Raw genomic sequence first — 23,851 nt, forward strand, 5'->3', positions numbered from 1 at the left:
TTGCCAGGGCATTGCCATGCAGCCACTTGATCTCTCCTCGCGCGAAAGCGCGGCCGACCCCGTTGTCGTCGCCAGCGCCACCTCCGTTACCGATCGCGCGCCAGCCGCGCCCTATCGGAGCCCGGCACCGGCCGGGGCCACGCCGCCCGATTTCAGCCTGACCCCTCCCCACAGCCCCGGCCAGATGCGCGTGACCAAGCGCAATGGCGGCACGGAAAGCGTGGACGTGAACAAGATCGTGCGCGCGGTCACCCGCAGCGCCGAGGGCCTGTTTGGCGTTGACCCGATGCGTGTGGCCCTGAAGACCATCGGCGGCCTGTATGACGGCGCCACCACCCAGGAGCTCGACCAGCTTTCCATTCGCACTTCCGCTGCGCTCACTGCGGAAGAGCCCGAGTACGGCCAGCTCGCCGCGCGCCTGCTGTCGGCCTTCATCGACAAGGAAGTGTCGGGCCAGGAAATCCAGAGCTTCTCCCAGTCGATCGCGCACGGCACGGAACTGGGCATATTGAACGACCGGCTGCGCAGCTTCGTGGCCACCAATGCACGCAAGCTCAACGATGCCATCGATGCTTCCGCTTCCCGCCGATTTGAATACTTCGGCCTGCGCACGGTGTACGACAGATACCTGCTGCGCCATCCGCAGAAGCGCCTGGTGATCGAAACCCCGCAGCATTTCTTCATGCGCATTGCCTGTTCGCTGGGCGGCAACGACATCGCCGAGACGCTGGAGCTTTATCGCATGCTCTCGGCGCTGGAATACCTGGCAAGCTCGCCCACCTTGTTCAACGCCGGCACCTCGCACGAGCAGCTTTCCTCGTGTTTCCTGCTTGATTCACCGCAGGATGCGCTCGAATCGATCTACCAGAAGTACGGCGACGTGGCCCAGTTGTCGAAGTTCGCCGGCGGCATTGGCCTTGCCTATTCCCGCATCCGTTCGCGCGGCTCGCTGATCCGCGGTACCAATGGCCATTCCAATGGGCTTGTTCCTTGGCTGAAGACGCTCGACGCCTCGGTGGCGGCGGTCAACCAGGGCGGCAAGCGTAAGGGCGCCGCCTGCGTCTACCTTGAACCCTGGCATGCGGACATCGAGGAATTCCTCGAGCTGCGCGAGAATACCGGCGACGACGCGCGCCGTACGCACAACTTGAACCTCGCCAACTGGGTACCCGACCTCTTCATGCGCCGGGTGGAGGCCGATGCCGACTGGTCACTCTTCGATCCGAAGATCGTCCCGCATTTCGTCGACACCTGGGGCCCTGCCTTCGACGAAGCCTATGCCCAGGCTGAAAGCGAAGGCCTGGCGGCGAAGAAGGTGAAGGCTCGAGAGCTCTACGCCCGCATGCTGCGTTCGCTGGCGCAGACCGGCAACGGCTGGATGACCTTCAAGGACCGTTCCAACGCCACCAGCAACCAGACGGCCAATCCGAAGAACGTGATCCACCTTTCCAACCTGTGCACGGAAATCCTGGAAGTGACCTCCCAGGACGAAACGGCCGTATGCAACTTAGGCTCGATCAACCTGTCCCGCCACGTGGTGGATGGCGCCCTCGACTACGGCAAGCTTGCATCCACCGTGCGTACCGCCGTACGCCAGCTCGATCGCGTGATCGACCTCAACTTCTACCCGATCGCCACCGCGAAAACCGCCAACATGAAGTGGCGCCCGGTGGGCCTGGGCGTGATGGGCCTGCAGGACGTGTTCTTCAAGCTGCGCCTGCCGTTCGATTCAGAAGAAGCGAAGAAGCTCTCCACCCGCATTGCCGAGGAGATCTACTTCCATGCGCTGGTGACCTCCAACGAGTTGGCCGAGCAGCACGGTGCCCATCCGGGTTTCGCAGAGACGCGCGCGGCCAATGGTGAACTGCAGTTCGACTACTGGCCACAGGCCACGCCGTCGGATGTCGACGGTCGCTGGGCGGAGCTGCGCCAGGCCATCAAGGCACACGGCCTGCGCAATTCGCTGCTGATCGCCATTGCGCCCACGGCCACCATCGCTTCCATCGCCGGCTGCTACGAGTGCATCGAGCCGCAGGTGTCGAACCTCTTCAAGCGCGAGACGCTCTCGGGCGACTTCCTGGTGGTGAACCGCTACCTGTGCGAGGAATTGAAGACGCTTGGCCTGTGGACGGCGGACATCCGCGATGCGATCAAGCTGGCCGAAGGCTCGGTGCAGGATATCGCCGCCATCCCCGCGGAGCTTCGCGCGGTCTATCGCACCACCTGGGAACTGCCGCAGAAGGCGTTGATCGACCTTGCCGCCGCGCGTGGCGCCTATATCGACCAGAGCCAGTCGCTGAACCTGTTCATGGAGAATCCGAACATCGGCCAGTTGTCGTCGATGTACATGTACGCATGGAAATCGGGGATCAAGACTACCTACTACCTGCGTTCGCGGCCGGCCACGCGCATCGCCAAGACCACGGTCACCGCCTCGCGCGCCTCGGCGCCGGTCGCGGCACCGTCGCAGGACGAAGCCACCGCCGCGGTGTTCTGCTCGCTGGAAAACCCCGAGTACTGCGAGGCCTGCCAGTAGCCGTGCAGCGCTACCGCAACCTCGATGGCAACTCAGGCGTCGCCGCCTTCACAGTCGGCGACGGTTTCATCGATGTTCGTTTCATCGAGGGCGGAACCTACCGCTACGACAGCACCACGCCAGGCGCCGATGACGTCGCCGCCATGCAAGGCCTCGCCCGCGCCGGACGCGGCCTTGCCACGTACATCAACCAGCACGTGCGCGAGCGCTTCGCCGCGCGCCTCGACTGACCAGGAAAAGAATGTCCAGCCAACCCGTATCCCGCGACTCCCGACTGCTCGACCCTGGCTTCGAGCTCACGCTTCGCCCGATGAAGTACCCGCAGTTCTACGAAATGTATCGCGCGGCGATCCGCAACACCTGGACCGTGGAGGAAGTGGACTTCTCGCTGGACACCACCGACCTCAACAAGAAGATGTCCGATGCCGACCGGCACCTGATCCATCGCCTGGTGGCGTTCTTCGCCACCGGCGATACCATCGTGTCGAACAACCTGGTGCTGAACCTGTACCAGCACGTTAACTCGCCCGAGGCGCGCATGTTCCTTTCGCGCCAGCTGTACGAAGAAGCACTGCATGTCCAGTTCTACCTGACCCTGCTCGACACCTACATTCCCGACCAGAACGAGCGCGCCCGCGCGTTCTCGGCCATCGAGACGATTCCATCGATCCGCCACAAGGCCGAGTTCTGCTTCAAGTGGATCGATTCCATCCAGGACGTGCACCGCCTGGAAACGCGTGAGCAGCGCCGTCAGTTCCTGCTTAACCTGATCTGCTTTGCAGCCTGCATCGAAGGCCTGTTCTTCTTCGCCGCCTTCGCCTACGTTTACTACCTGCGTTCGCGCGGCCTGCTGCACGGCTTGGCCTCGGGAACCAACTGGGTGTTCCGCGACGAATCCGGCCACATGGCCTTCGCCTTCGAGGTGGTGCGCCAGGTGCGCGAGGAAGAACCCGACCTCTTCGACGACGAGATGCGCCTGCAGGTGGAAGCCATGCTTGAAGATGCCATTTCCTGCGAGACGCAATTCGCCCAGGATGTGCTCTCCGGCGGCGTGGCGGGTCTCTCGGTGGCCGACATGCGCCAATACCTTGAGTACTGCGCCGACCAGCGCCTGGTGCAGCTGGACATGCCGAAGAAGTATGGCTCGCGCAATCCATTCGACTTCATGGACCTGCAGGACGTACAAGAGCTCACCAACTTCTTCGAACGCCGCGTGTCGTCGTACCAGGTGGGTGTGCAGGGCGAAGTGACCTTCGACGCCTCGTTCTAAAGGCGGGCTGCCCCTCGCCGAAGGAATATCCGCCATGAGCAATCCCACTGAAGCCCGGCTGCTTGAGATCGTGTTCCCGGACCACACCAATCACCTGGGTACCCTTTTCGGCGGCCAGGCGCTGGCCTGGATGGATAAGGCGGCATTCCTGGCCGCGTCGCGGTACTCCCGGCAGATCGTCGTTACCGGACGCTCGGAGCAGGTGGATTTCCACGTGCCGGTGCGCAAGGGGCAGATGGTGGAACTGATCGCCACAGTGCTTTCGGTGGGCCGCACCTCGATGAAGATCGACGTGGCCATGTATGCCGAGGATCTTCTGAGCGGTGCCCGCGAGCTTTGCACGCGCGGCACCTTCACCATGATCGCGCTGGATGCCAACTACAAGCCGACGCCCGTGCAGCCGCTACCCGCGGCGTAATCGGACGGTGAGCTACCAGATCAGGTCGTCGGGCACCTTGAACTTGCTGTAGAACTCGTCTTCTGCACTCTCGCCGGTGCCTGTCTGCGCATGGTCGACAACGATAAGCGATGCGTCGCGTTCACGGATTTTTTCCCCGGCAATGCGGGGCAATACTTCGTAGCCGTCGCCGTGACGCACCACCACCAGCGCACCTGCGGCGAGCTGCGCGCGCATGGGTTCATCGACCAGGAAGCTGGCGATCGCATTGCCGTCGCTGAAGCGATAGCTGATCTCGCCCTTTCGCGGCAGCCGGTGTTCGGCAACGATCTGCTTCACCTGGGCCTGGCGCTCGGCCGCGCGCTGCTTGTCGTTCCGTTCCGCGGCGATGGCGCGGTCACGCTCGGCCTTCTCGCGCTGGGCGTCCGTGGCCTGCGTGGCGACAGGAGCCGGCGCGGCCTTGCCGTGGCGCTGCTTGTTCTGCTCGCGGACGACCTCGGCCACCTTGGCCTTCTTTACCAGGCCCGCCTTGAGCAGTTGTTCCTGCAGTGGATTGCGCATGATCTTGCCGAAAGTCGGTGGATACGGCCCGATATTGTAGCGCTGCGTTAGCCGATGCGATTTGTATACATGACAGGTAATAACATGGGGATCCCCTCCCCTTGCATTGGAGCATTCGATGCTTACCCGCACGCTTGGCCGCAACGGCCCCTCCATTTCCGCGATCGGCCTTGGCTGCATGGGCATGAGCGAGTTCTACGGTGGCCTGGACGACAATGAGTCCATCGCCACCATCCACCGCGCGCTGGAACTGGGCATCAACTTCCTCGATACGTCCGATGCCTACGGCCCGCACACCAACGAAGTGCTGGTGGGCAAGACCATCGCCGGCAAGCGCGACAAGGTTTTCCTGGCCACAAAGTTCGGCATCGTGCGCGACCCGGCCAATCCCCAGGCGCGGGGCGTGAACGGCCGTCCGGAGTACGTGCGCAAGTCCTGCGACGACAGCCTCAAACGGCTGGGCGTGGACTACATCGACCTCTACTACCAGCACCGGGTGGACCGCGACACGCCGATCGAGGAAACGGTCGGCGCCATGGCGGACCTGGTCAAGGTCGGCAAGGTGCGTCACCTTGGCCTTTCCGAGGCATCGGCAGCCACCATCGAGCGCGCTCACAAGGTGCACCCCATCGCGGCGCTACAGGCGGAATATTCCCTGTGGACGCGCGACCCGGAAACCACCGGGACGCTCGATGCCTGTCGCAAGTTCGGCATCGCCCTGGTGGCCTACAGCCCGCTGGGACGCGGCTTCCTTACCGGAGCGATCAAGAGCCCCGATGATTTCGACGCCGATGACTACCGCCGCAACAACCCGCGTTTCCAGGGCGAGAATTTCACCCGCAACCTGAAGCTGGTGGAACAGGTGCGCAAGCTCGCCGCCGACAAGGGCTGCACACCTTCGCAACTGGCGCTGGCCTGGGTGTTGGCGCAGGGCGACGACATCCTGCCGATCCCGGGCACCAAGCGGCGCAAATACCTCGAAGAGAATGCCCACGCCATCGAAGTGAAACTGGAGAAGTCCGAGCTTGAGGCGCTGGACAAGGCATTCCCGGCCGATGCCGCCGCGGGTGATCGCTACGCCGAGGCCATGATGAAGGCGATCAACGTCTGAAGGCGGCGCTACAATGGCCGTTTTCCCTCCCGGGAGACGCGCCATGGGTTCCATCGAAGCCTCGCCGCTGGGCCAGCACACCGTTTATGCCGATCGCTACGATGCCAGCCTGCTATTTCCCATTCCGCGTGCCGACAAGCGCGCGGAACTGGGTCTGGCCGGCGAGCTGCCGTTCTGCGGCGTGGACGTATGGAACGCCTACGAGCTGTCCTGGCTCGAGCCCAACGGCAAACCGCGCGTGGCCGTGGCCGAGTTCCGCGTGCCGGCGGCCTCGCCGAACATCATCGAATCAAAATCGTTCAAGTTGTACCTAAATGGCTTTGCCGCCGAGCGCATCGAGGAAACCGCGCTGGCCGAAACGCTGCAACGCGACCTTTCGGCGGCTGCCGGTGCAGGCGTAAGTGTGGTCCTGATGGCCCCTGGCGCACTGGATGGATCGAAACTTGCCGAACCACGGGGCGAGTTGATCGACGGGCTGGAGGTGGCCATCGACCACTACGGGCCGCCGAAGGCCGGGTTCCTCGCCACCGGCGAAGGCAGCGTCGAGGAATCGCTGGTGTCCCATCTGCTGAAGTCCAACTGCCCGGTCACTGGCCAGCCCGACTGGGGCAGCGTGCAGGTGGACTACGCCGGCGCACCGATCGACCGCGAAGGGCTGCTCCGATACATCGTGTCGTTCCGCAACCACAATGAATTCCACGAGCAGTGCGTCGAGCGGATCTGGATGGACATCGCGCGGACCTGCCGGCCCACGCGGCTTTCAGTCTACGGCCGGTATACCCGCCGGGGCGGCCTGGACATCAATCCCTTCCGCAGCAGTGAGCCGGCGAGCCCCACCAACCCTCGGGGCGCCAGGCAGTAGAATTGACATCTTCATCATGGCTTCAGGGCGCTTGCCTTTACCTGTAGGGCCTGTAGTCTGCCGCACTGCGCCTTAAACCCCTTCGATTCACGGAACACCACTCATGACGCTTTCTGCCCGCACCTTCCTTTTCCCCGCCGCCACCATGGCCGCCCTCCTTGCCCTGAGCGCCTGCGGTAAGCAGGACGAGGGCCAGACCGCCCCGGCCGGCGCCAGCACCGCCCCGGCCACCCCGGCTCCGGCGGCTACCGCCCCGGCACCGGCTGCCGGCGCACCCGCCGCCGCCAGCACCACGGCCGCAGCAGTTGCGCCCGCCGCCCCGGCTGCCGCTGCGCCTGCCGCCGCCGGCTTCAAGGTCGACACGGTGACCCTGGGCTCGGTGGTCGGCAACGATCACAAGGTATCGAAGGCCAAGACCTCCTTCGCCCCTTCCGACAAGGCCATCTACGCCTCGGTCGCCACCGACGGCAGCACGCCGGGCAGCAACCTGAGCGCCAAGTGGACGTTTGAAGATGGCTCGGCGGTGAGCGACACCAGCAAGACGGTGGCTACCGACGGTCCGGCCGTCACCACCTTCAAGGTGCAGAACCCCAGCGAATGGCCGGAAGGCAAGTACAAGCTCGTGGTGGCCGTGGACGGCAAGGCCGCCGCCACGCAGGACTTCGAGGTCAAGAAGAAGTAACCGCGGTTAGCTACCGTTTCGAATGAAGGGCGCCCCGTCGGGCGCCCTTTTTTTATGGGCATAAGGAAATAAAGGGTTTCCGGCAGCGTTGTGTACGGCGTGCAAAGACGCGGTGAGCCGCTACCTCACCGCTCGCATACATCGGCGTCAATTCCCAAATGCGCTAATTCATACGCCAGCCAAGCCAACGGACTGGATAACACCACCCGTGCCAGGCTTGACGCCGGGCCTACCCATAACGAGGAGACCCTCCATGCTTCATTACGCCGTCGTATTCCTGGTTATCGCGTTGATTGCCGCCGTGTTCGGTTTCACCGGCATCGCCGCGGGTGCCGCGAGCATCGCCAAGATCCTGTTCGTGGTCTTCATCATCCTGTTCGTGCTGTCGCTTATCTTCGGAGGCTTCCGCCGCGGTCCCAGGATCTAGCTGGCGTTAGCGCGCCACTATCGCGTCGGTGCACCCTTGCACCACGAAGGAGAGCCCTGCGTCCGCCGCAGGGCTCTTCTTTTATGCAGGTTCTCACGGTGACTGCACCCCGCGTTGACCCGTGCGGCGCCATGCTCGACCCACGTTGATATCGCAAACAAGGGAAACCCCGCACATGAACTTCCGTCGACAAAGCATCCTTAGCATCGCCCTCGTCACCGCCCTGGGCGCCGTCGCGCTACCGGCGGCGGCCCAACAACCGCAGGCACAACCAGGTGCACAGAAGGCGCCATCGGCCGATGCAGAGTTCGTGCGCGATGCCAGCGCCGCTGGCCTGGGCGAGATCGGCCTCAGCCAGATCGCTTCGGAGAAGGCCAGCAGCGACGACGTGAAGAATTTCGCCGGCACCATGATCACCGACCACACCGCCGCCAACCAGAAGCTCGCCGCCATCGCCCAGGGCAAGGGCATCGCGGTATCCACCGAGCCGATGAAGGCCCAGGCCGCCGCCGCCAATAGCCTGAAGCAGTCACAGGGCACCCAGTTCGATGCCAAGTACATCTCGCTGATGAAGAAGGACCACGCCAAGGCGATCGAGCTGTTCAAGAAGGAAGCCGCTTCCGGCCAGGATCCAGAACTGAAGGCCTTCGCCGCCGAGACCCTCCCCACCATCGAGCACCACGCGGACATGGCATCGAAGCTGACACCAGGGATGAAGGGCTAGACCCATCCGCAACGCCACGAAAAAAGCCCGCTTTCGCGGGCTTTTTTCTGGAATGTGGTGCGCCCGGAGGGATTCGAACCCCCGACCAATGGCTTCGGAAGCCACTACTCTATCCGGCTGAGCTACGGGCGCGTGGCCGGCGATTGTAGCCGATCCGGGGGCCGGCCAGCTACGGCGGGGAAACCAGGCGTGGCGCCGCCGATTTCCGCAAAGGTTCGATGGCAAGGCGCAGCCCCATCGCCTTGAGTATCGCGGACAAGCTACTGAGCCCAGGATTGCCCTCACGCGACAGGGTCCGGTAGATCTGCGTGGGATTGAGGTCGGCCTGCGCCGCGACCACTTGCGCGCCCCCGAATGCCAGCGTCAGTTGCCGAAGCACGACGAGTAGTTCGCCCTGGTCTCCTTCCTCCAGAATGCTGTTGATTACCTGGATGGCCAGGTCAGGCTTCTTCCTGTAGAGCTCGGCCATTGCAACGTCATGCGGTTTACTTTTCATTGTCCTGCCTTCGTTGCCAGTCATCCCAAAGGTGCACTGCTTTATTGATATCAGACGCCTGTGATCGCTTGTCGCCTCCGCAGAGCAACAGAACAACGCAATCATGGGCTACGCCAAAATAAATGCGGTATCCCGGGCCCACGTCCACGCGCAGCTCCCTCACACCGTCGCGGCAATATTTCCAATCACCGAAGTTGCCTTGTTGCATACGCCCTATACGACGGATCACGGCAAGCTGACCCTTGTTGTCGCGCAATCGTTCGAGCCAGTCGCCAAACGGTTGGAAGCCATCCTCGGCGCTGACGTAGTGCTCAATCCTTAGCGTCTTCATATTCGTTTTTTGACGAATCCATGTCAAGGGTATGGACGCCGCCCTCCTGGCCACGTCGAATGAAAAGCGTGCATAAAAAAAGCCCCGGCAGATGCCGGGGCCTTGATGCCGAACGTGTAGTGTTTTTACTTCTTGGCTTTCAGCAACTCACTAAGCCAATCCGCCCGGCTGGTATCACGCTCCAGATGCGGGTACACCAGACCGCCGGTGTAGTTGATGCGGATCGTCTTGTAGCTGTCGAAGTTCTTCACCAGCAGGTCCAACGGCTGCTTGGCCTTCACGGCGTCCTTGATGGCTTCGCCTGAGAATTCCTTGCCGTTCACGGCGGTGATCGTCATGCCCGGGGAGATGCCTGCATTGAAGGCGGGGCTGTCCCACAGCACGTCACCGATTTCGCCCTTGGCCGACAGCGACAGGCCGACGGAGTAGGTAAGGTCCACGGACTTCCGGCGCATTTCGGCGGCCTTCACAGCTTCCGACGGCTTGTCGTTGTAGACCAGCTTCCAGCCCGAACGGGCGATACCGTCGATCGGGCCCTTGTGGCCATCCAAACGTTCGCGCAGGTACGGCGCCCAGTCGTAGGCGACCACGCCATTGAGCGTCTTGACCACGTCGTCGAAGGTATACGGGGCCACCTTGTAGCTGCCGTCGTCGATGCCGTAGAAGGCCTTGGCGAAATCGTCCAGGGACTTGTGGTTCTTGGTGAGCTCGCGGATGCGGGTATCCACGTCCAGCCAGATCATCTGCCCGGCGGAGTAATAATCCTCGCTCATCTGGTAGTTGCGGTACGACAGCGGCCGGCGCTGGGCGATGGTCGGGTCGTTGGTGGTGTCCTGCACATTGCGCCAGGCCAGGCCCGGGCGGCCGCGGTCGTAGCTGGCAGCGACCATGGCCCACACGTCCTTGGACTGGTCCTGAGTCATCAGGCCCGAGCGCGCGGCGATCACCTGGCCGTAGAACTGGGTCTGGCCTTCGTACACCCACAGCAGGGTGTCGCCCATCGGCACGTTGAAGTTCGGCGTGGCAAGGTCGGCGCCACGGCGGAACTTGCCATCCCACGAGTGGTTGAATTCGTGCGACAGCAGGTCGCGGCCGAGCCAGTTCTTCTCCCACTCGGTGAAGTATCCGGGCGAGCCTGAATTTTCGCTGGAGCGGTGATGCTCAAGGCCGATGCCGCCGAGCTTCTCGGTCAGGGCAAGCAGGTAGTCGTAGTGATCGAAATGGCGCGCGCCGTACAGGCGGTCCATCTGCTTGACGATGTTGCGGTGGATTTCCAGCTGCTCGGGCTTGATTTCCAGCGACTGCGGATCGTCCGCCACGATGTTCAGGTGCACCGGCGAGCGGCCGTTCGGATCAAGGTCAACGCGCTTGAAATACTTGCCGGCGAAGATCGGCGAGTCGACCAGGTCGTCGTAGTTGATCGTCTTGAAATTGACGGTATCGCCATCCTTGCTGGCCACTTCCAGCGCGGAACCGAACTGCCAGCCGGTGGGCAGCTTGACGCTGGCATCCACGTTGATGCGGTTGGCGTAGTAACCGGCCGGGTACAGGGTGACGCCGTTCCACTGCACGTTGACGATTTCCGGCGTCATCTGCACGCGGCCCTGGCGGGTGGACTGCGGCGTGAGCTGCTGGAACTCAAGCTCCACGCTGGAAGCGCCGGCGGGTACGTCGAAGTGGAAGGCGTAGACGTTGTACACATCGCGCGTCCATTCCACCTTCTGGCCGTTGGCCTTGACCACGAGGCCGGCGAACTGGTCGATCGGGCCCGAGGGCGAGTGATGGCCGGGCAGCCATTCCGGGAACAGCACGGTCATCGGACCGGGCTGGGCGGGGATGGTTTCCTTGACGCGGAAGATCCGGCGATCGAGATCGGTGGCGTCGACAACGACCTTGATCGTGCCGTTGAACGCGGTGTCCTGCGGCGGGGCGACGTCGGCATGGCTGGCAGTCGTGGCACCCAGGCCAACCAGGGCAACAAGCAGGGCGGAAGCAAGGGGTGTGGCTTTCACTCGTATCTCCGGACAAGGGGACGACCTGGCCTTGTTCCATGGGCCAGATCGGGGGGAAAGGACAGACGGCGCTTCCCGGGCGCCGTCGCAACCCCTCGATCCTAGCCTCGGCGCCAAGCCCAGCCCCATGCCAGAGGTCATGTGTCTGACCGAAATGCTTGTCGTGGATAGTATTCCGCCGCGGTTCGCATAAATTCGCCAGCGCGCCGCGTCGCGGGGCAAGCCAGGCACATGGGGAAAACGGCCGCTTTCGCGGCCGTTTTCTTATCGGCGATTGAGCTTGCTATGCCTGATGCCGTAGGCGAAATACACGATCAGGCCCAGCGCCATCCAGATGATGAAGCGCTCGAAGGTGATCCAGGGCAGGCCATAGATCAAGGCCAGGGAAAACAAAATGCCCAGTGGCGCCACGACCCACACTGCCGGCGTGCGGAAGTTGCGCTTGAGATCGGGCTTGCGCACGCGCAGCACCATCACCGAGGCGCAGATCAGGATGAACGCACTCAAGGTGCCGATGTTCACTAGTTCCGCCACCTCGCCGATCGGCAGCAGGCCCGCGACGATCGCAGTGAACACGCCAAGGATCATGGTGGGACGGGCAGGCGTGCCGTAGCGCGGGTGCACATGGGCGAACCATGCCGGCAGCAGGCCATCGCGGGACAACGCGAACCAGATGCGCGCCGCGCCCAGCATGAAGGCGAACAGCACGCTGATCACGCCAACCACCGCAGCGAAGGCGATCACGTTGGACAACCAGTGCAGGCCGATGGCGTTGAAGGCATCGGACACGGAGGCTTCGCCACCGAGCTGCGAGTAATGAACCACGCCCGTCAGCACCAGCGACACGGCGATGTACAGCGCCATCGCCACGGCAAGCGAAAGCAGCACCGCCCGCGGAAGGTCGCGCTGCGGATTCTTGGCTTCTTCGGCGGCCGTGGTGAGCGTGTCGTAACCGAAGACCGCGAAGAACACTACCGATGCGCCGGTGAGCACGCCCGACCAGCCAAAGTGCCCTGCCCCGGTGGCGTCGAGCACGCGCTCAGGCACGAAGGGATGCCAGTTGGCGGTGTTGATGTAGAACACGCCCACGCCGATCACCAGCATCACGCCGATCACCTTGATGGCAACGATGACCGTATTGAAGCGGGCGCCCCATTCGGTGCGTACCGACAGCAGCACGGCCACGGCCAGGCTGATGCCCGCGGCGATCACGTTGAACCGGTGGCCATCGCTGGGGCCTGCCACCGGATGCGCGCTATGCCAGCCCACCGTGCCCATGGCCTGCTGCACGTAGTACGACATGGTGTCGGCGCTCATGCTCTTCTGCGCCCATACCGGCAGGACCACGCCGAACAGTGACTGCAGCAGTACTTGCACGTAGCCGGACCAGCCGATGGCCACCACGGCCACCACCAGGGCATATTCGAGCAGGAGGTCCCAGCCGATGATCCAGGCCGCACCCTCGCCAAGCACCGCGTAACCGTAGGTGTAGGCACTGCCGGTGACCGGGATCAACCCTGCGAACTCCGCGTAGCACAGCGCGGCGCAGGCGCTGCCGAAGCCGGCGATGATGAAGCTCAGCGCCACGGCGGGGCCGGCGTTGAGGGCCGCCTGCTGGCCGGCCAGCACGAAGATGCCCACGCCGATGATGCCGCCGATGCCGATGGCGGTGAGCTGCCAAAGGCCAAGGACGCGGCGGAAATCTCGGCGCTGGCCAACTTCCGCTTGCAGCTGCTCCACCGTCTTGTGGCGGAGGATCCGGTTCATCAGGGTCATGGGCGCTTCCAGGTGGTCCGGCCGCGATCATAGCGAATGGCGGCCGGCTGTCGTCCGGATCCGACGGGGAAGCCGGCTTTTTACGACCGTTACGACAGGCTTGGACGACGCCTTGGCAGGAAAAGCCACACGGCACTCGACGCGGCCACCAGGCAGGCCACCGCCACCCAGGGCATGGGCAACGCCTCCACCCCGAACCAGCGCCGCACCGCCACCACGAAGGCCGCGGTGCCCGCCAGACGCAGCCCTTCCAGCCACGGCGCCATGCGATGGCCGTCGAACAGGGCGCCCAATACACAAAGGCTCGCCGTCAGGTAGGCGGCGTAACCGGCGAGCGTGCCCAGCGATGCCGTGGGTGCCAGCTGCAGGAAATGCACGGCCAGGCCCAGCAGCACGGCGAACTGGGCCAGCGCGTACCAGGCCAGGTAGGGCTCGATCGGCGGATCGTAGACTTCACGGCGGATCTCGAACGCCGACTTCGGGAACCGCGCGGCTACATCCGCCGGCCGCCAGCCGGGCGGCCGCAGCCATACCTGCAGCTTGTCCCGCCAGCGCCGGGCATGCCAGGCATCCTGCGCGGTGGCCCAGTAAACCTCCGCATTCGCCCACAGCGGATTGAAGCTGCGCAGCGGCGAGCGCGTGCCGTACACCGGCGGGTCGCGGTCGTCTTCTTCGACGAAGCTGCCGAACATGCGGTCCCAGAGGATCAGGATGCCGCCGTAGTTTCGATCCAGGTAGCGGTCGTTCACCGCGTGGTGGGCGCGGTGGTTGGAGGGTGAGGCGAACACGCGGTCGAACCAGCCGAGCTTGCGGATCTGGCCGGTATGGATCCAGAACTGATACAGCAGGTCGATCAGTGCCACCACCACGAACACTTCCACCGGCACGCCCACGATGGCCAGGGGCAGATAGAACAGCCAGCCCAGCAGGAAGCCGGAGCCTGTCTGCCTGAGCGCGGTGGACAGGTTGTACTGCTCGCTCTGGTGATGCACCACGTGCGCGGCCCACAGGATGTTCACTTCGTGCCCGGCGCGATGCAGCCAGTAGTAGAGGAAGTCATAGGCCAACAACGCTCCCACCCACACCAGCACGTTGTCGCCGGGCAGGTGCAGCAACGCGGCGTGGTGGTAGACCCACGCGTAAACACCAATGGTAAAAAGTTTGGTGAACACACCAACGATCTGCGACATCACCCCGAGGCCGAGACTGGCCACGGTATCGTTGCCCCGATAGGCCACCTCGCCCCGGTGCCGCGCCACCAGCCATTCGATGGCGATCAGCAGGAAGAACACCGGCGTAGCCAAGCTGATGATGGCTTCTTGCGTATTCATGGCGTGGTGTGCCCGTCCACGGCCTTGCGCCCGAGCGCCGGGTCGTCGGTGAAGAAGGCATCGATGCCGGCAGCCAGGAACCTGCGCATTTCGGTGATCGAGCCTTCGTCGTGACGGGCGGCATCCGCGCCTGGGCCGCGCAGATCCTTCGGAAGGAAATGATTTTCCGGCCGGAAGGTATAGGGATGGACTTCAAGCCCCGCGCGATGCGCATCGTCGATCAGCGCCGTGGGTATGCCCAGGTTCCCGTCGGCATCCAGGGGGATCAGGCTGCGGATGGACGGACCGATGGCATCAGCGTACTCGCGCACCGCAGCAAGGCCCGTCGGCGTCATCATTCCCGCATAGGTAAGGCTGCCGCCGCGCGCGGCCTCATCCCACGGTTTCTCGTCGCCGGCATCCATCAGCTGCAGCAGGCGCACGTTGGGATGGGTTTTCCCAAGCTTGCCACGCAGATACCGAAGGTTCGCCACCTCGAAGCTCTGGATCTCCACGGGAGCCGACCGCGTGTACGCGTGCGCATCGATCGCAGCAAGCACCTTGTCTTCCATCGGCAGCTTCAGCTGCGCGAAGTAAGTCGAATGCTTGATCTCGGGAATAATGCCGATGGGCCGGGCAAGCGTGGCCGATTCCGCAGCGACGAAATCGATGATCTCGTCGAAGGTGACCAACTGGAACTGCCCGTCGAAGGCGGTACCGCGCAGCTCTGGCAGGCGCTCGCGCGCGCGCAGGGTTTTCAGTTCGGCCAGGGTGAAGTCTTCGGTGAACCAGCCAGACTCGGGCTTGCCGTCGATAATCTTGGTGGTCTTTCTCGAAGCGAATTCAGTATGTGAGGCAACGTCCGTGGTGCCGCCGATTTCGTTCTCGTGCCGCGCCACCAGGAAGCCATCGCGCGTGCTTACCAGGTCCGGCTCGATGAAATCCGCACCGTCGGCGATCGCCTTGGCGTAGGAGGCAAGCGTGTGCTCCGGCCGCAGCGCGCTGGCACCACGATGGCCGATCACCAGTACGCGGCTGGCGATGGGCTGGCCAGGATGAAAGGTCGACGCCATGCTCACGGCTCCCGGGTTCAGCACAAGCATAGCGATGAAAACGGGAAAGAGGCGCATCTCAAGGGGCCTCGTGCAGCCAGTCCTGGTAGCTTGGCCGATTCACCGGCACGCCGTTGGCATCGCAGCTGCCGAGCTTGCACAACTCCGCGCGCAGGGTGGGTGCGTGCTGCACGATCACGTGGAAGATGGAGTTTTCCTCGATCTCGCCGTGGAAGGCGGCCGCGCCCGGTCCGCTGGCGAAGATGGCGACATCCTCGCCGCCATGGGTTTCGCTCTTGAGCGGCACCAGCGCTTCCTGCATGTAGTCAGGATGGCCGGTATCGACGGTGGAGAGGTCTGGCCGGCCCTTCGTGGCCGGCATCATCGTTTTCGGGTTGTGGGGGAAGCGCTTGCTGCCCTCAGGCTGCTCGTTGCTGGCGCCGGTGTAACCCGGTCCATTGGCGAAGTTGAGCGTGGTGTAGGGCTTGCCGGTGGCGTCGTGCGCGATGCCCGCCTCCGCTTCATCGTCGTAGCTGTCGGTCATGCCACGGACCAGGCCCAGCATCGGATTGCCGCGCGCGGGATAGCCACCGAAGGTCATGGTATGGCTATGGTCGGCGGTGACGATGATCAACGTGTCGGCAGCGTCGGTATGGTCCAGCGCCGCTTGCACCGCATCGGCCATGGCGATGGTCTCGGTGAGCGCGCGGTAGGCATTGCCGGCATGCAAGGCATGGTCGATGCGGCCGCCTTCCACCATCAGGAAGAAACCGTTCGGGTTCTGCGAAAGCACCTTGATCGCGCTGGAGGTCATCTCGGCAAGGCTCGGCTCGCCGCCCACGTCGCTGGGCCGGTCGTGCTCGAATTTCATGTGCGAAGGCTCGAACAGGCCCAACACGCGCGGCGTGCGGGAAAGGTCCAGAGCCTTGAGCTGCGCTTCGTTCCAGACGTAAGCCCCATCGGGATGGCGCGCCTTCCACTCGGCGATGAGGTCGCGGCCGTCGGCGCGCTGGCCGCTCTTCTGCGGATACTCCGGATCCGGCATGGACTTGGGCATGAAGGCACTACGGCCACCGCCCATGGCCACGGTAAGTCCGTGGCTTATGGGAAAGTCCACCAGCTGGGCGGCGAAATCCTTGCAACCCTTGGCCCGTTCCGCGGTGGGTATCTCGCTGTCCACTTCCCAGTTGCGTTCCGGCAGGTGGCCATAGGTGGCTGCAGGCGTAGCGTGGGTGATGCGCGTGGTGGTGACCGCGCCGGTGGCCATGCCTGCGGCGGCGGCGAGTTCCAGGGCGGTAACGAGCTCCTGGCCGCGGGAGCCGGCGCAATCCTGGCGGCGCGGCACCTGCGATATGCCGATGTAGCCGGCGCGCGTCTTCACCCCGGTCATGATGGCGGTCATGGTGCCGGCCGAATCGGGTGTCTGCTGGTCGGTTTCGTAGGTGCGGCTCAATGCCGAGTACGGGAATTTCTCGAAGGACAGTTGATAGCTTTCGCCGTCCACGCCCTTTTGCTGGCCAGCAAGCACATGCGCCGCGGCGATGGTGGGGATGCTCATGCCGTCGCCGAGGAACACGATCACGTTCTTCGCGCGCTGGCCTTGCGAATGCGCCTGGGCGGCGATCCGCGCGGCCTCCGCGGCGCCATTGCGGAACCACCATGCCGGTGTCTCGCCACCCGGGCGCGCAATCACCGGAACGTCGATGGCGGAAGCCAAACCGGCTGGCAGGGGCTTGGGGTCCGCCGTCGGCGTGGTGCCGGACCGCGTGGCCGCACATCCAGCCATCGCCACCAGGGCGACGGCGAATGCGCCGTGGGACAGGCGGGCGAGGCGGGGTGACGGCTTCATAACGCATCCACGGCAAGGGACAGGCGATGATAGAACGTTGGCACAATGAAACAAATGCGAGCGATGATGTCCTCTTCCCCTTCCCACGCCCAGACCGCATGACGTCGATGACCCGCCTTCTCCGCCGCTGCCTTTGCCTGGCCGCCCTCGCTGCCGGAACCGTGCATGCTGCTCCCGCCCACCGGGTCATCGTCTTCGTATGGGATGGCATGCGGCCCGACGCCATCACCCAAAGCGACACGCCGAACCTGGCGGCACTGGTGAAGGAGGGCACGTTCTTCGGCGACAACCACGCCACCTACCCCACCTTCACCATGGTCAATGCCTCCAGCTTCGCCACTGGTGCCTTCCCCGGGACGATCGGCTTCTACGGCAACCGCTTCTGGGCACCCGATACGAAGGGCCGCGACGCCAAGGGCGCTCCGGTGGATTTCTCGATCCCGGTATTTACCGAGGACTACGCCATCCTGAGCGACCTGGACGCCCGGGACGGCCACGCCGTGATGTCGGTGCAGACGCTATTGCAGGCGGCGCGCAAGCGCGGACTGACGACGGCCGCCGTGGGCAAATCCGGCCCTGCCTTCCTGCAGGACGTCCACCATGGCGGCGTGGTGCTGGATGAAAACGTGGCGATGCCGTTGACGTTCGCCCGCGAACTGGAAAAAGCCGGTTACCCACTGCCGGTCAACACGCCCAACGCCTACGACGGCGCACTGGCGCTTGAGCCGGACAATGGCACGCCCACCGCGCAGCTGCCCACGGTCACGCTGAAAGACGGCGTGTCCAGCGATGCCTCCGATGCCGCCGGTGCACCGCCGACGACATCGAACGCCTGGCTTATGAAGGTGTACCTGGAGTACATCCTTCCGCAGAAGAAGCCCGACATCTCGGTGGTGTGGCTGCGCAACCCCGATTCCACCGAGCACATCTATGGACCGGGCTCGCCCAACTATCACCTTGCCGTGCAGGCGCAGGACGCCTTGCTTGGCCAGTTGCTGGAGAAGCTCAAGTCATTGCACATGGATGAGGACACCGACCTGATCGTGGTGTCCGACCATGGCCACAGCAATATCGCAGGTCCCACCGACCTCTTTCCGCTGCGCGCCATCAACGATGGACGCATGGCCGGCATCGATCCGGAATGGGGGTTCTCGGTGTCCGGTGGCGTGCGCATGGCGGATCTGCTCACGCGCGGCGGCTTCAAGGCCTTCGACGGCGTCGGCTGCGTTTATTCCCCGGTGCAGTCGGGCATCCGCGCCGATGGCAGCCAGGCCCAGCCCACGCGCTACGACGACGATGGTCATATCTGCGGCAAGCCCGGCCCGTACACCACGCCGGCCTACCGCATGCCCGCCAAACTCCCGGGCGATGCTTTCGTGCTGGCCCCCAACGGCGGCAGCGAATATCTCTACCAGCCCGCACACGACAAGGCGGTGGTGGCGCGCGCCGTACGCTACCTGCAGGCGCAGGAACCGATCGGTGTGATCTTCGTCGACCGCCGTTACGGCCACCTGCCCGGCACCTTCCCGCTGGACATGGTGCACCTGGCTGGGCGCGACAGCCCCGACGTGGTGCTGAGCTACGACTACAACGCCGACGCCGTGGTTCAAGGTTTCCCCGGCACGCTGTATTCGAGCATGTCGACCGAACGCGGCATGCACGGCAGCTTCAGCCCGGTGGACGTCCACAACACCTTCGTGGCCCATGGTCCGAGTTTCCGCGAAGGATTCCGCGATGCGTTGCCCAGCGGCAATGTGGACCTCGCTCCCACAGTAGCGGCCATCATGGGCATCAGCCTGCCCAAGGCCCAGGGCCGCGTGCTCGCCGAGGCGCTCACCGGCAAGCTGGCACGCGATGCTTCCGCCTACCGGCTGTCGCCGCGCGAAGAAGCCGCCGAGCCCCTGCATGGCCTCACCGTCCGGCGCATCGACGGCAGCCAGGCGGCGAGCAGCAGTTACCGCCCGGTGCTGTACATGAAAGATCTTACGCTCGACGGCCATACCTGGACCTACTTCGACCGCGCCAAGGCCGCGCGCGACTAGTTTGGTTATCCTTTCCCTTCCCGCATTCCCGGTGTCTAGAGATGTCGAACAAATTCCCGATGGCGTTGCTCGCCTGCGCACTGCTTGCCGCCTGCGCGCCCCAATCCGCCGTGAAGCTCCCGGTGCAACCGCTGGTGGATGGCGCCCGGGCGGATCTTGCGATCCTTGAAACCACCGACGTGCATTCGAACATCCTCAGCTACGACTACTACAAGCAGAAGGACGACCCCACGCTGGGCTACGAGCGCGTGGCCACCCTGATCAAGAATGCCCGCGCGGAATTCCCCAATACGGTGCTGTTCGATTCGGGCGACACCATCCAGGGCACCGTGCTTGCCGACTACCAGGCCATGGTCAAGCCCGTGGGCTGCGGCGAGGAACTGGCCATCTACAAGGCCATGGACGCGATGGGCTACGACGGCGGGACGTCGGGCAATCACGAGTTCAACTATGGCCTGCCGTTTCTCTCGCAGGTCACCGGCGGCGGCATGAACGTCGAAGGCGCATCGCCGAAGCATTGTGCCGGTCCGCACTTCCCCATCGTGCTGTCCAACGTCTTCAGTGCCCGTGACGGCAAGCCGCTGTTCCGCCCCTGGGCGGTCGTGGACAAGATGGTCACCGCCTACACGGCCGACGGAAGCAAGGTTTCGGTGCCGCTGAAGATCGGCATCATCGGCTTCGCACCGCCGCCCATCATGGAATGGGACAAGCAGAACCTCGATGGCAAGGTCACCGTCACCGGTGTCGTGGAAGCCGCGCAGCGTTACGTGCCGGAGCTTCGCGCCCAGCACCCGGACATCGTCATCGCCATCCTGCATGGCGGCCTGAACACGGCGCCATATACGCCGGACATGGAAAACGGCGGCTGGTACCTGGCCGGCGTGCCGGGCATCGACGCCATGCTCCTGGGCCACTCGCACACCGAATTCCCCGGGCCGCGCTACGAGGGCATGAAGGACGTTGACGCCAAGCGTGGCTTCGTCCGCGGCGTTCCGGCGGTGATGGGTGGTTTCTTCGGCAAGGACCTGGGCGTGATCAAACTGGCCCTGACCTGGAGCAGCGGCCACTGGGTGGTCGATCGCAGCACCACGATGAGCCAGGTCCGCCCGATCTGCCCGAAGAAGAACGAGTGCGTGGCACCCGACCCGGAAATCGCACCGCTCGTGCACGACGTGCACCAGGCTGCCGTGGCCTACGTGAACACGCCGATCGGCAATAGCGACCATCGCATGTCCACCTACTTTGCCGATGTCGGGGACATGAGCGCGCTGGCCGTGGTCAATGCAGCCCAGCGCGACTACGCCCGCCACGAGCTTGACCGCGAGCATCCGGAATGGAAGGACATTCCCGTGATCTCGGCGGCGGCATCCTTCCGCACCGGCTTCGGCGGCCCGGAGGATTACACCGACGTACCTGCCGGCTCGCTGACCATCCGCAATGCAGCCGACCTTTACTTCTATCCCAACACACTGGCCGCGGTGAAGACGGACGGCGCCGGCGTGCGCGCATGGCTGGAGCATGGAGCCGGGCGCTTCAACCGCATCGACCCGGCAAAGGACGGCGAGCAGGCGCTTATCAACACGCGCTTCGTCGGCTACAACTTCGACCAGATGCAGGGCGACCTGGCCTATACCATCGACGTGACCAAGCCTGAAGGTTCGCGTATCGGCCACCTTACCTACCGTGGCAAGCCGGTCAAGGACAGCGATCCGTTCTTCGTCGTCACCAATAACTACCGTGCCAGCGGCGGCGGGAATTTCCCGGGCCTGGATGGTAAAAACATCGCCCTGGCGGCACCGGACGGCAACCGCGAGGCAGTGGTGAAGTGGATCCAGGCCCACAAAAACCTCACCGCGACCGACGTGCCTAAGGCCTCGTGGCATTTCGTGCCGGTCAAGGTGAAGGGCCCGTTGGTGTTCACTTCCGCCAGTGGCAAGGAAAGCATTGCCACGGCGGCCGGCCTGCGCGTGAAGCAGTTGAAGGACAACGGCGATGGCACCGCCGTCTACCGCATCGACCTGGGTCGCTGATCCGACCCAGCGCTCAGTTGTGGGTTGGCATCGAGAACTGCGCGCCTGAGGCCACATCCGACGCCAGCCAGCGCTGGGTGATGGCCTTCTGCCGCGTGTAGAAGCGCACGCCTTCCGGGCCATGCGCGTGGTGATCACCCATCAGGCTTTTCTTCCAGCCACCGAAGCTATGGAAGGCCATCGGTACCGGGATCGGCACGTTGATGCCGATCATGCCCACCTGCACGCGGTGGGCGAATTCCCGAGCGACGTGGCCGTCGCGGGTGAAGATGGCCGTGCCGTTGCCGTACTCGTGGGCGTCGACGAGGGCCAGGGCGCTGGCGAAGTCGGCCGCGCGCACGATGCATAGCACCGGGCCGAAGATCTCGTCGCGGTAGATCGACATCGATGGGCTGACGTGGTCGAACAACGTACCGCCGACGAAGAATCCGCCTTCGTGGCCGTCGACGCGATGGCCACGGCCATCGACAACCAGGGTGGCGCCTTCGACGACGCCCTGGCCGATATAACCCTCGATACGATCGCGGTGAACGCCGGTAATCACCGGCCCCATGTCCATGCCCTGGTCCATGCCGTTGCCGATGCGCAGCGCGCGCACCTTCGGTGCCAGCTTCGCCACCAGGGCATCGGCGGTTTCGTCGCCCACGGCCACCGCCACCGAGATCGCCATGCAGCGTTCGCCCGCCGAACCGTAACCGGCGCCCATCAAGGCGTCGACCGTCTTGTCAAGGTCGGCGTCAGGCATCACGATCATGTGGTTCTTGGCACCGCCCAAGGCCTGCACGCGCTTGCCGTTGGCCGCGGCGCGGGCATGGATATATTCGGCGATCGGTGTCGAGCCGACGAAGCTCACCGCACGCACCTTCGGATGATCAAGCAACGCATCCACCGCCAGCTTGTCGCCCTGCACCACGTTGAATACGCCGTCGGGAAGGCCAGCTTCCTTCAACAGGCCGGCCAGCAGCAGCGCCGTGCCCGGGTCGCGTTCGGAGGGCTTCAACACGAAGGTGTTGCCGCAGGCGATGGCCATGGGAAACATCCACATCGGTACCATCGCCGGGAAATTGAACGGCGTGATGCCCACGCACACACCCAGCGGCTGGCGCATGGTCCAGGCATCGATGCCACGAGCAATCTGTTCGGTGTATTCGCCCTTCAGCAGCTCCGGAATGCCACAGGCGTATTCCACCACTTCCAGGCCGCGCACCACCTCGCCCTTCGCATCGTCGAACACCTTGCCGTGCTCGTGCACGATGGCGCCGGCAAGGATGTCCATGTCGCGTTCGATCAGCTGCTTGAAGCGGAACATCACGCGCGCACGCTTCAGCGGAGGCTCCGCGGCCCAGGCGGGAAAGGCAGCGTCGGCGGCACGCACGGCATCATCGACGTCCTGCTCATCGGCAAGGCTTACAGTGGAGGCCACTTCGCCGGTAGCCGGATTGAACACCGGAGCATGTCGGGCGGCGTGGCCGTCGACGATGGCGCCTGCGATGAAGTGGCGTGTGCGGATCACGTTGGGCTCGTGGTGGGGTTGGGCAGACATGGGCGGTTCTCCAGTACACGCGCTTGGGCTAGCGCGCAAGCATCCATTCGTGGTCGGGATCGTTCTTGAAATGCCAGGCCCGGCGCGGGCCGGCCATGACGTTGAGGTAGTAGCCGCTGTAGCCGTGTGGCATCACCACCGGGTGGTAGCCGCGAGGCACCATCACCACATCGTGGTTGCCCACTGCCATGGATTCGTCGATGTCGCGCGCATCGGTGTAGACGCGCTGGAAGGCAAAGCCCTGCGGCGGATCCAGGCGGTGGTAGTAGGTTTCTTCCAGCACGCTCTCCGCAGGCACGGCATCGGTGTCGTGCTTGTGCGGCGGATAGCTGGAAGAATGTCCCGCGGGTGTACGTACTTCCACCACCAGCAGCGATTCGGCAGCTTCGGTTTCTGGCAGGATGTCGCACACGTAACGCGTGTTGTTACCCGCGCCACGCACCGAACTGCGCATGCCGTCGGGGTGGATCAGCCGCACCGGAAGGCCGCCCTTGGCCGGGGCCGAGGCGATGCCTATCTCGCTTACCACGTCGGCAACGATCCGTACCCGGGTGCCCGGCGGGGCATATACCGCATGTGTCGGGCGATCCTGGAAGACGCTGCTGCGGGTGCCCAGGCCTGTCCAGCCCTGGTCACCCGCGACGATGTCGACGATGCCCTCGAGCACCACGAAACACGCTTCGCGGCCGGCGGGAACATCCGTCTCGAACGTATCGCCAGGACCCAGGCGCACGGCTCGGAAACCCACGTGGGTCCAGCCTGCCGATGCCGGGGTGACTTCGACGATGTCGCGCCCGTCTGCGCGCGCCTTCACCAGCAAACTCATGCCTTAGGCTCCCG

Annotated in this window: 21 protein-coding genes and 1 tRNA gene; 11 read left to right on the forward strand and 11 right to left on the reverse strand. The window is 64.2% G+C overall.

Features of this window, described 5'->3' with window-relative positions; translation table 11 throughout:
* Window positions 1-16: 16 nt before the first annotated feature.
* Genes NDK18_RS09365 through NDK18_RS09380 form a run of 4 tightly spaced genes read left to right on the forward strand, consistent with a single transcriptional unit; the run spans window position 17 to window position 4,224 of the window.
* Complete coding sequence (locus NDK18_RS09365) at window positions 17-2,536, forward strand: ribonucleoside-diphosphate reductase subunit alpha (protein ID WP_250627592.1); 2,520 nt, start codon at window positions 17-19, stop codon at window positions 2,534-2,536.
* A 2-nt stretch (window positions 2,537-2,538) separates the two neighbouring features.
* Window positions 2,539-2,766, forward strand: a complete 228-nt coding sequence (locus tag NDK18_RS09370) for a hypothetical protein (RefSeq protein ID WP_250624539.1) — start codon at window positions 2,539-2,541, stop codon at window positions 2,764-2,766.
* A gap of 11 nt (window positions 2,767-2,777) precedes the next feature.
* Window positions 2,778-3,806, forward strand: coding sequence for a ribonucleotide-diphosphate reductase subunit beta (locus NDK18_RS09375; protein ID WP_250627593.1), 1,029 nt, complete (start codon window positions 2,778-2,780; stop codon window positions 3,804-3,806).
* Window positions 3,807-3,840: 34 nt separating this feature from the next.
* Window positions 3,841-4,224, forward strand: coding sequence for an acyl-CoA thioesterase (locus NDK18_RS09380; RefSeq protein WP_250627594.1), 384 nt, complete (start codon window positions 3,841-3,843; stop codon window positions 4,222-4,224).
* Between the two features lie 12 nt (window positions 4,225-4,236).
* Here the strand turns inward: NDK18_RS09380 and NDK18_RS09385 are convergent, their stop codons facing one another.
* Window positions 4,237-4,764, reverse strand: coding sequence for a DUF2058 domain-containing protein (locus NDK18_RS09385; RefSeq protein WP_250624536.1), 528 nt, complete (start codon window positions 4,762-4,764; stop codon window positions 4,237-4,239).
* Between the two features lie 118 nt (window positions 4,765-4,882).
* Here NDK18_RS09385 and NDK18_RS09390 point away from each other — a divergent pair, with 118 nt between their 5' ends.
* The 5 genes from NDK18_RS09390 to NDK18_RS09410 all read left to right on the forward strand — a co-directional run bounded on the left by NDK18_RS09390 (window position 4,883) and on the right by NDK18_RS09410 (window position 8,570).
* Window positions 4,883-5,875: an aldo/keto reductase gene (locus NDK18_RS09390; protein WP_250624535.1), complete on the forward strand. Its 993-nt coding sequence runs from the start codon at window positions 4,883-4,885 to the stop codon at window positions 5,873-5,875.
* 43 nt (window positions 5,876-5,918) lie between these two features.
* The gene (gene queF, locus NDK18_RS09395; RefSeq protein ID WP_250624534.1) at window positions 5,919-6,737 is read left to right on the forward strand and encodes an NADPH-dependent 7-cyano-7-deazaguanine reductase QueF; all 819 of its coding nucleotides are present in this window, start codon (window positions 5,919-5,921) and stop codon (window positions 6,735-6,737) included.
* A gap of 103 nt (window positions 6,738-6,840) precedes the next feature.
* On the forward strand, window positions 6,841-7,419 hold the full coding sequence (locus tag NDK18_RS09400) for a hypothetical protein (RefSeq protein WP_250627595.1): 579 nt from the start codon (window positions 6,841-6,843) through the stop codon (window positions 7,417-7,419).
* A gap of 253 nt (window positions 7,420-7,672) precedes the next feature.
* Window positions 7,673-7,846: a DUF1328 domain-containing protein gene (locus NDK18_RS09405; protein ID WP_250624532.1), complete on the forward strand. Its 174-nt coding sequence runs from the start codon at window positions 7,673-7,675 to the stop codon at window positions 7,844-7,846.
* Between the two features lie 175 nt (window positions 7,847-8,021).
* Complete coding sequence (locus tag NDK18_RS09410) at window positions 8,022-8,570, forward strand: DUF4142 domain-containing protein (protein WP_250627596.1); 549 nt, start codon at window positions 8,022-8,024, stop codon at window positions 8,568-8,570.
* A 55-nt stretch (window positions 8,571-8,625) separates the two neighbouring features.
* On the opposite strand, the gene NDK18_RS09415 is transcribed toward NDK18_RS09410, so the two are convergent.
* The 8 genes from NDK18_RS09415 to NDK18_RS09450 all read right to left on the reverse strand — a co-directional run bounded on the left by NDK18_RS09415 (window position 8,626) and on the right by NDK18_RS09450 (window position 17,396).
* A tRNA-Arg gene (locus NDK18_RS09415) sits at window positions 8,626-8,702 on the reverse strand.
* 37 nt (window positions 8,703-8,739) lie between these two features.
* The gene (locus NDK18_RS09420; RefSeq protein ID WP_250624530.1) at window positions 8,740-9,039 is read right to left on the reverse strand and encodes a helix-turn-helix domain-containing transcriptional regulator; all 300 of its coding nucleotides are present in this window, start codon (window positions 9,037-9,039) and stop codon (window positions 8,740-8,742) included.
* A 16-nt stretch (window positions 9,040-9,055) separates the two neighbouring features.
* Entirely contained in the window at window positions 9,056-9,397 is a 342-nt protein-coding gene (locus tag NDK18_RS09425; protein ID WP_250624529.1) for a type II toxin-antitoxin system RelE/ParE family toxin, read from the reverse strand.
* A gap of 125 nt (window positions 9,398-9,522) precedes the next feature.
* Window positions 9,523-11,409: a M61 family metallopeptidase gene (locus tag NDK18_RS09430; RefSeq protein WP_425600631.1), complete on the reverse strand. Its 1,887-nt coding sequence runs from the start codon at window positions 11,407-11,409 to the stop codon at window positions 9,523-9,525.
* Between the two features lie 264 nt (window positions 11,410-11,673).
* Window positions 11,674-13,185 carry an amino acid permease gene (locus NDK18_RS09435; protein ID WP_250624528.1) on the reverse strand — a complete coding sequence of 504 codons (1,512 nt, stop codon included), beginning with the start codon at window positions 13,183-13,185 and terminating at the stop codon, window positions 11,674-11,676.
* A gap of 89 nt (window positions 13,186-13,274) precedes the next feature.
* Entirely contained in the window at window positions 13,275-14,516 is a 1,242-nt protein-coding gene (locus NDK18_RS09440; protein ID WP_250627597.1) for a sterol desaturase family protein, read from the reverse strand.
* Window positions 14,513-15,568, reverse strand: coding sequence for a glycerophosphodiester phosphodiesterase (locus NDK18_RS09445; protein ID WP_250627598.1), 1,056 nt, complete (start codon window positions 15,566-15,568; stop codon window positions 14,513-14,515). Before NDK18_RS09445 ends, NDK18_RS09440 begins: the two co-directional genes overlap by 4 nt.
* Before the next feature lie 58 nt (window positions 15,569-15,626).
* Complete coding sequence (locus NDK18_RS09450; protein ID WP_250624524.1) at window positions 15,627-17,396, reverse strand: alkaline phosphatase family protein; 1,770 nt, start codon at window positions 17,394-17,396, stop codon at window positions 15,627-15,629.
* Between the two features lie 107 nt (window positions 17,397-17,503).
* Here NDK18_RS09450 and NDK18_RS09455 point away from each other — a divergent pair, with 107 nt between their 5' ends.
* Together NDK18_RS09455 and NDK18_RS09460 are read left to right on the forward strand one after the other, a co-directional pair.
* A complete protein-coding gene (locus NDK18_RS09455) occupies window positions 17,504-19,438 on the forward strand; it encodes an alkaline phosphatase family protein (RefSeq protein WP_250627599.1) in 1,935 nt (644 codons plus the stop codon).
* Window positions 19,439-19,479: 41 nt separating this feature from the next.
* A complete protein-coding gene (locus tag NDK18_RS09460; RefSeq protein ID WP_250627600.1) occupies window positions 19,480-21,468 on the forward strand; it encodes a bifunctional 2',3'-cyclic-nucleotide 2'-phosphodiesterase/3'-nucleotidase in 1,989 nt (662 codons plus the stop codon).
* A 13-nt stretch (window positions 21,469-21,481) separates the two neighbouring features.
* Here the strand turns inward: NDK18_RS09460 and NDK18_RS09465 are convergent, their stop codons facing one another.
* Window positions 21,482-23,011 (reverse strand): CoA-acylating methylmalonate-semialdehyde dehydrogenase, encoded by a 1,530-nt coding sequence (locus tag NDK18_RS09465; protein ID WP_250624521.1) that lies wholly within the window; start codon window positions 23,009-23,011, stop codon window positions 21,482-21,484.
* Window positions 23,012-23,039: 28 nt separating this feature from the next.
* Window positions 23,040-23,837, reverse strand: a complete 798-nt coding sequence (gene iolB / locus NDK18_RS09470) for a 5-deoxy-glucuronate isomerase (RefSeq protein WP_250624520.1) — start codon at window positions 23,835-23,837, stop codon at window positions 23,040-23,042.
* Window positions 23,838-23,851 lie beyond the last annotated feature (14 nt).

The organism is Pinirhizobacter soli (assembly GCF_015905305.1).
In the GTDB taxonomy this organism is placed as follows: domain Bacteria; phylum Pseudomonadota; class Gammaproteobacteria; order Xanthomonadales; family Rhodanobacteraceae; genus Pinirhizobacter; species Pinirhizobacter soli.

Coding starts and splice junctions, on each gene's coding strand:
- NDK18_RS09365 (WP_250627592.1), top strand. CDS start 17: ATGCAGCCACTTGATCTCTCCTCGCGCGAAAGCGCGGCCGACCCCGTT.
- NDK18_RS09375 (WP_250627593.1), top strand. CDS start 2,778: ATGTCCAGCCAACCCGTATCCCGCGACTCCCGACTGCTCGACCCTGGC.
- NDK18_RS09380 (WP_250627594.1), top strand. CDS start 3,841: ATGAGCAATCCCACTGAAGCCCGGCTGCTTGAGATCGTGTTCCCGGAC.
- NDK18_RS09385 (WP_250624536.1), bottom strand. CDS start 4,764: ATGCGCAATCCACTGCAGGAACAACTGCTCAAGGCGGGCCTGGTAAAG.
- NDK18_RS09390 (WP_250624535.1), top strand. CDS start 4,883: ATGCTTACCCGCACGCTTGGCCGCAACGGCCCCTCCATTTCCGCGATC.
- queF (WP_250624534.1), top strand. CDS start 5,919: ATGGGTTCCATCGAAGCCTCGCCGCTGGGCCAGCACACCGTTTATGCC.
- NDK18_RS09400 (WP_250627595.1), top strand. CDS start 6,841: ATGACGCTTTCTGCCCGCACCTTCCTTTTCCCCGCCGCCACCATGGCC.
- NDK18_RS09405 (WP_250624532.1), top strand. CDS start 7,673: ATGCTTCATTACGCCGTCGTATTCCTGGTTATCGCGTTGATTGCCGCC.
- NDK18_RS09410 (WP_250627596.1), top strand. CDS start 8,022: ATGAACTTCCGTCGACAAAGCATCCTTAGCATCGCCCTCGTCACCGCC.
- NDK18_RS09420 (WP_250624530.1), bottom strand. CDS start 9,039: ATGGCCGAGCTCTACAGGAAGAAGCCTGACCTGGCCATCCAGGTAATC.
- NDK18_RS09425 (WP_250624529.1), bottom strand. CDS start 9,397: ATGAAGACGCTAAGGATTGAGCACTACGTCAGCGCCGAGGATGGCTTC.
- NDK18_RS09435 (WP_250624528.1), bottom strand. CDS start 13,185: ATGACCCTGATGAACCGGATCCTCCGCCACAAGACGGTGGAGCAGCTG.
- NDK18_RS09440 (WP_250627597.1), bottom strand. CDS start 14,516: ATGAATACGCAAGAAGCCATCATCAGCTTGGCTACGCCGGTGTTCTTC.
- NDK18_RS09445 (WP_250627598.1), bottom strand. CDS start 15,568: ATGGCGTCGACCTTTCATCCTGGCCAGCCCATCGCCAGCCGCGTACTG.
- NDK18_RS09450 (WP_250624524.1), bottom strand. CDS start 17,396: ATGAAGCCGTCACCCCGCCTCGCCCGCCTGTCCCACGGCGCATTCGCC.
- NDK18_RS09455 (WP_250627599.1), top strand. CDS start 17,504: ATGACCCGCCTTCTCCGCCGCTGCCTTTGCCTGGCCGCCCTCGCTGCC.
- NDK18_RS09460 (WP_250627600.1), top strand. CDS start 19,480: ATGTCGAACAAATTCCCGATGGCGTTGCTCGCCTGCGCACTGCTTGCC.
- NDK18_RS09465 (WP_250624521.1), bottom strand. CDS start 23,011: ATGTCTGCCCAACCCCACCACGAGCCCAACGTGATCCGCACACGCCAC.
- iolB (WP_250624520.1), bottom strand. CDS start 23,837: ATGAGTTTGCTGGTGAAGGCGCGCGCAGACGGGCGCGACATCGTCGAA.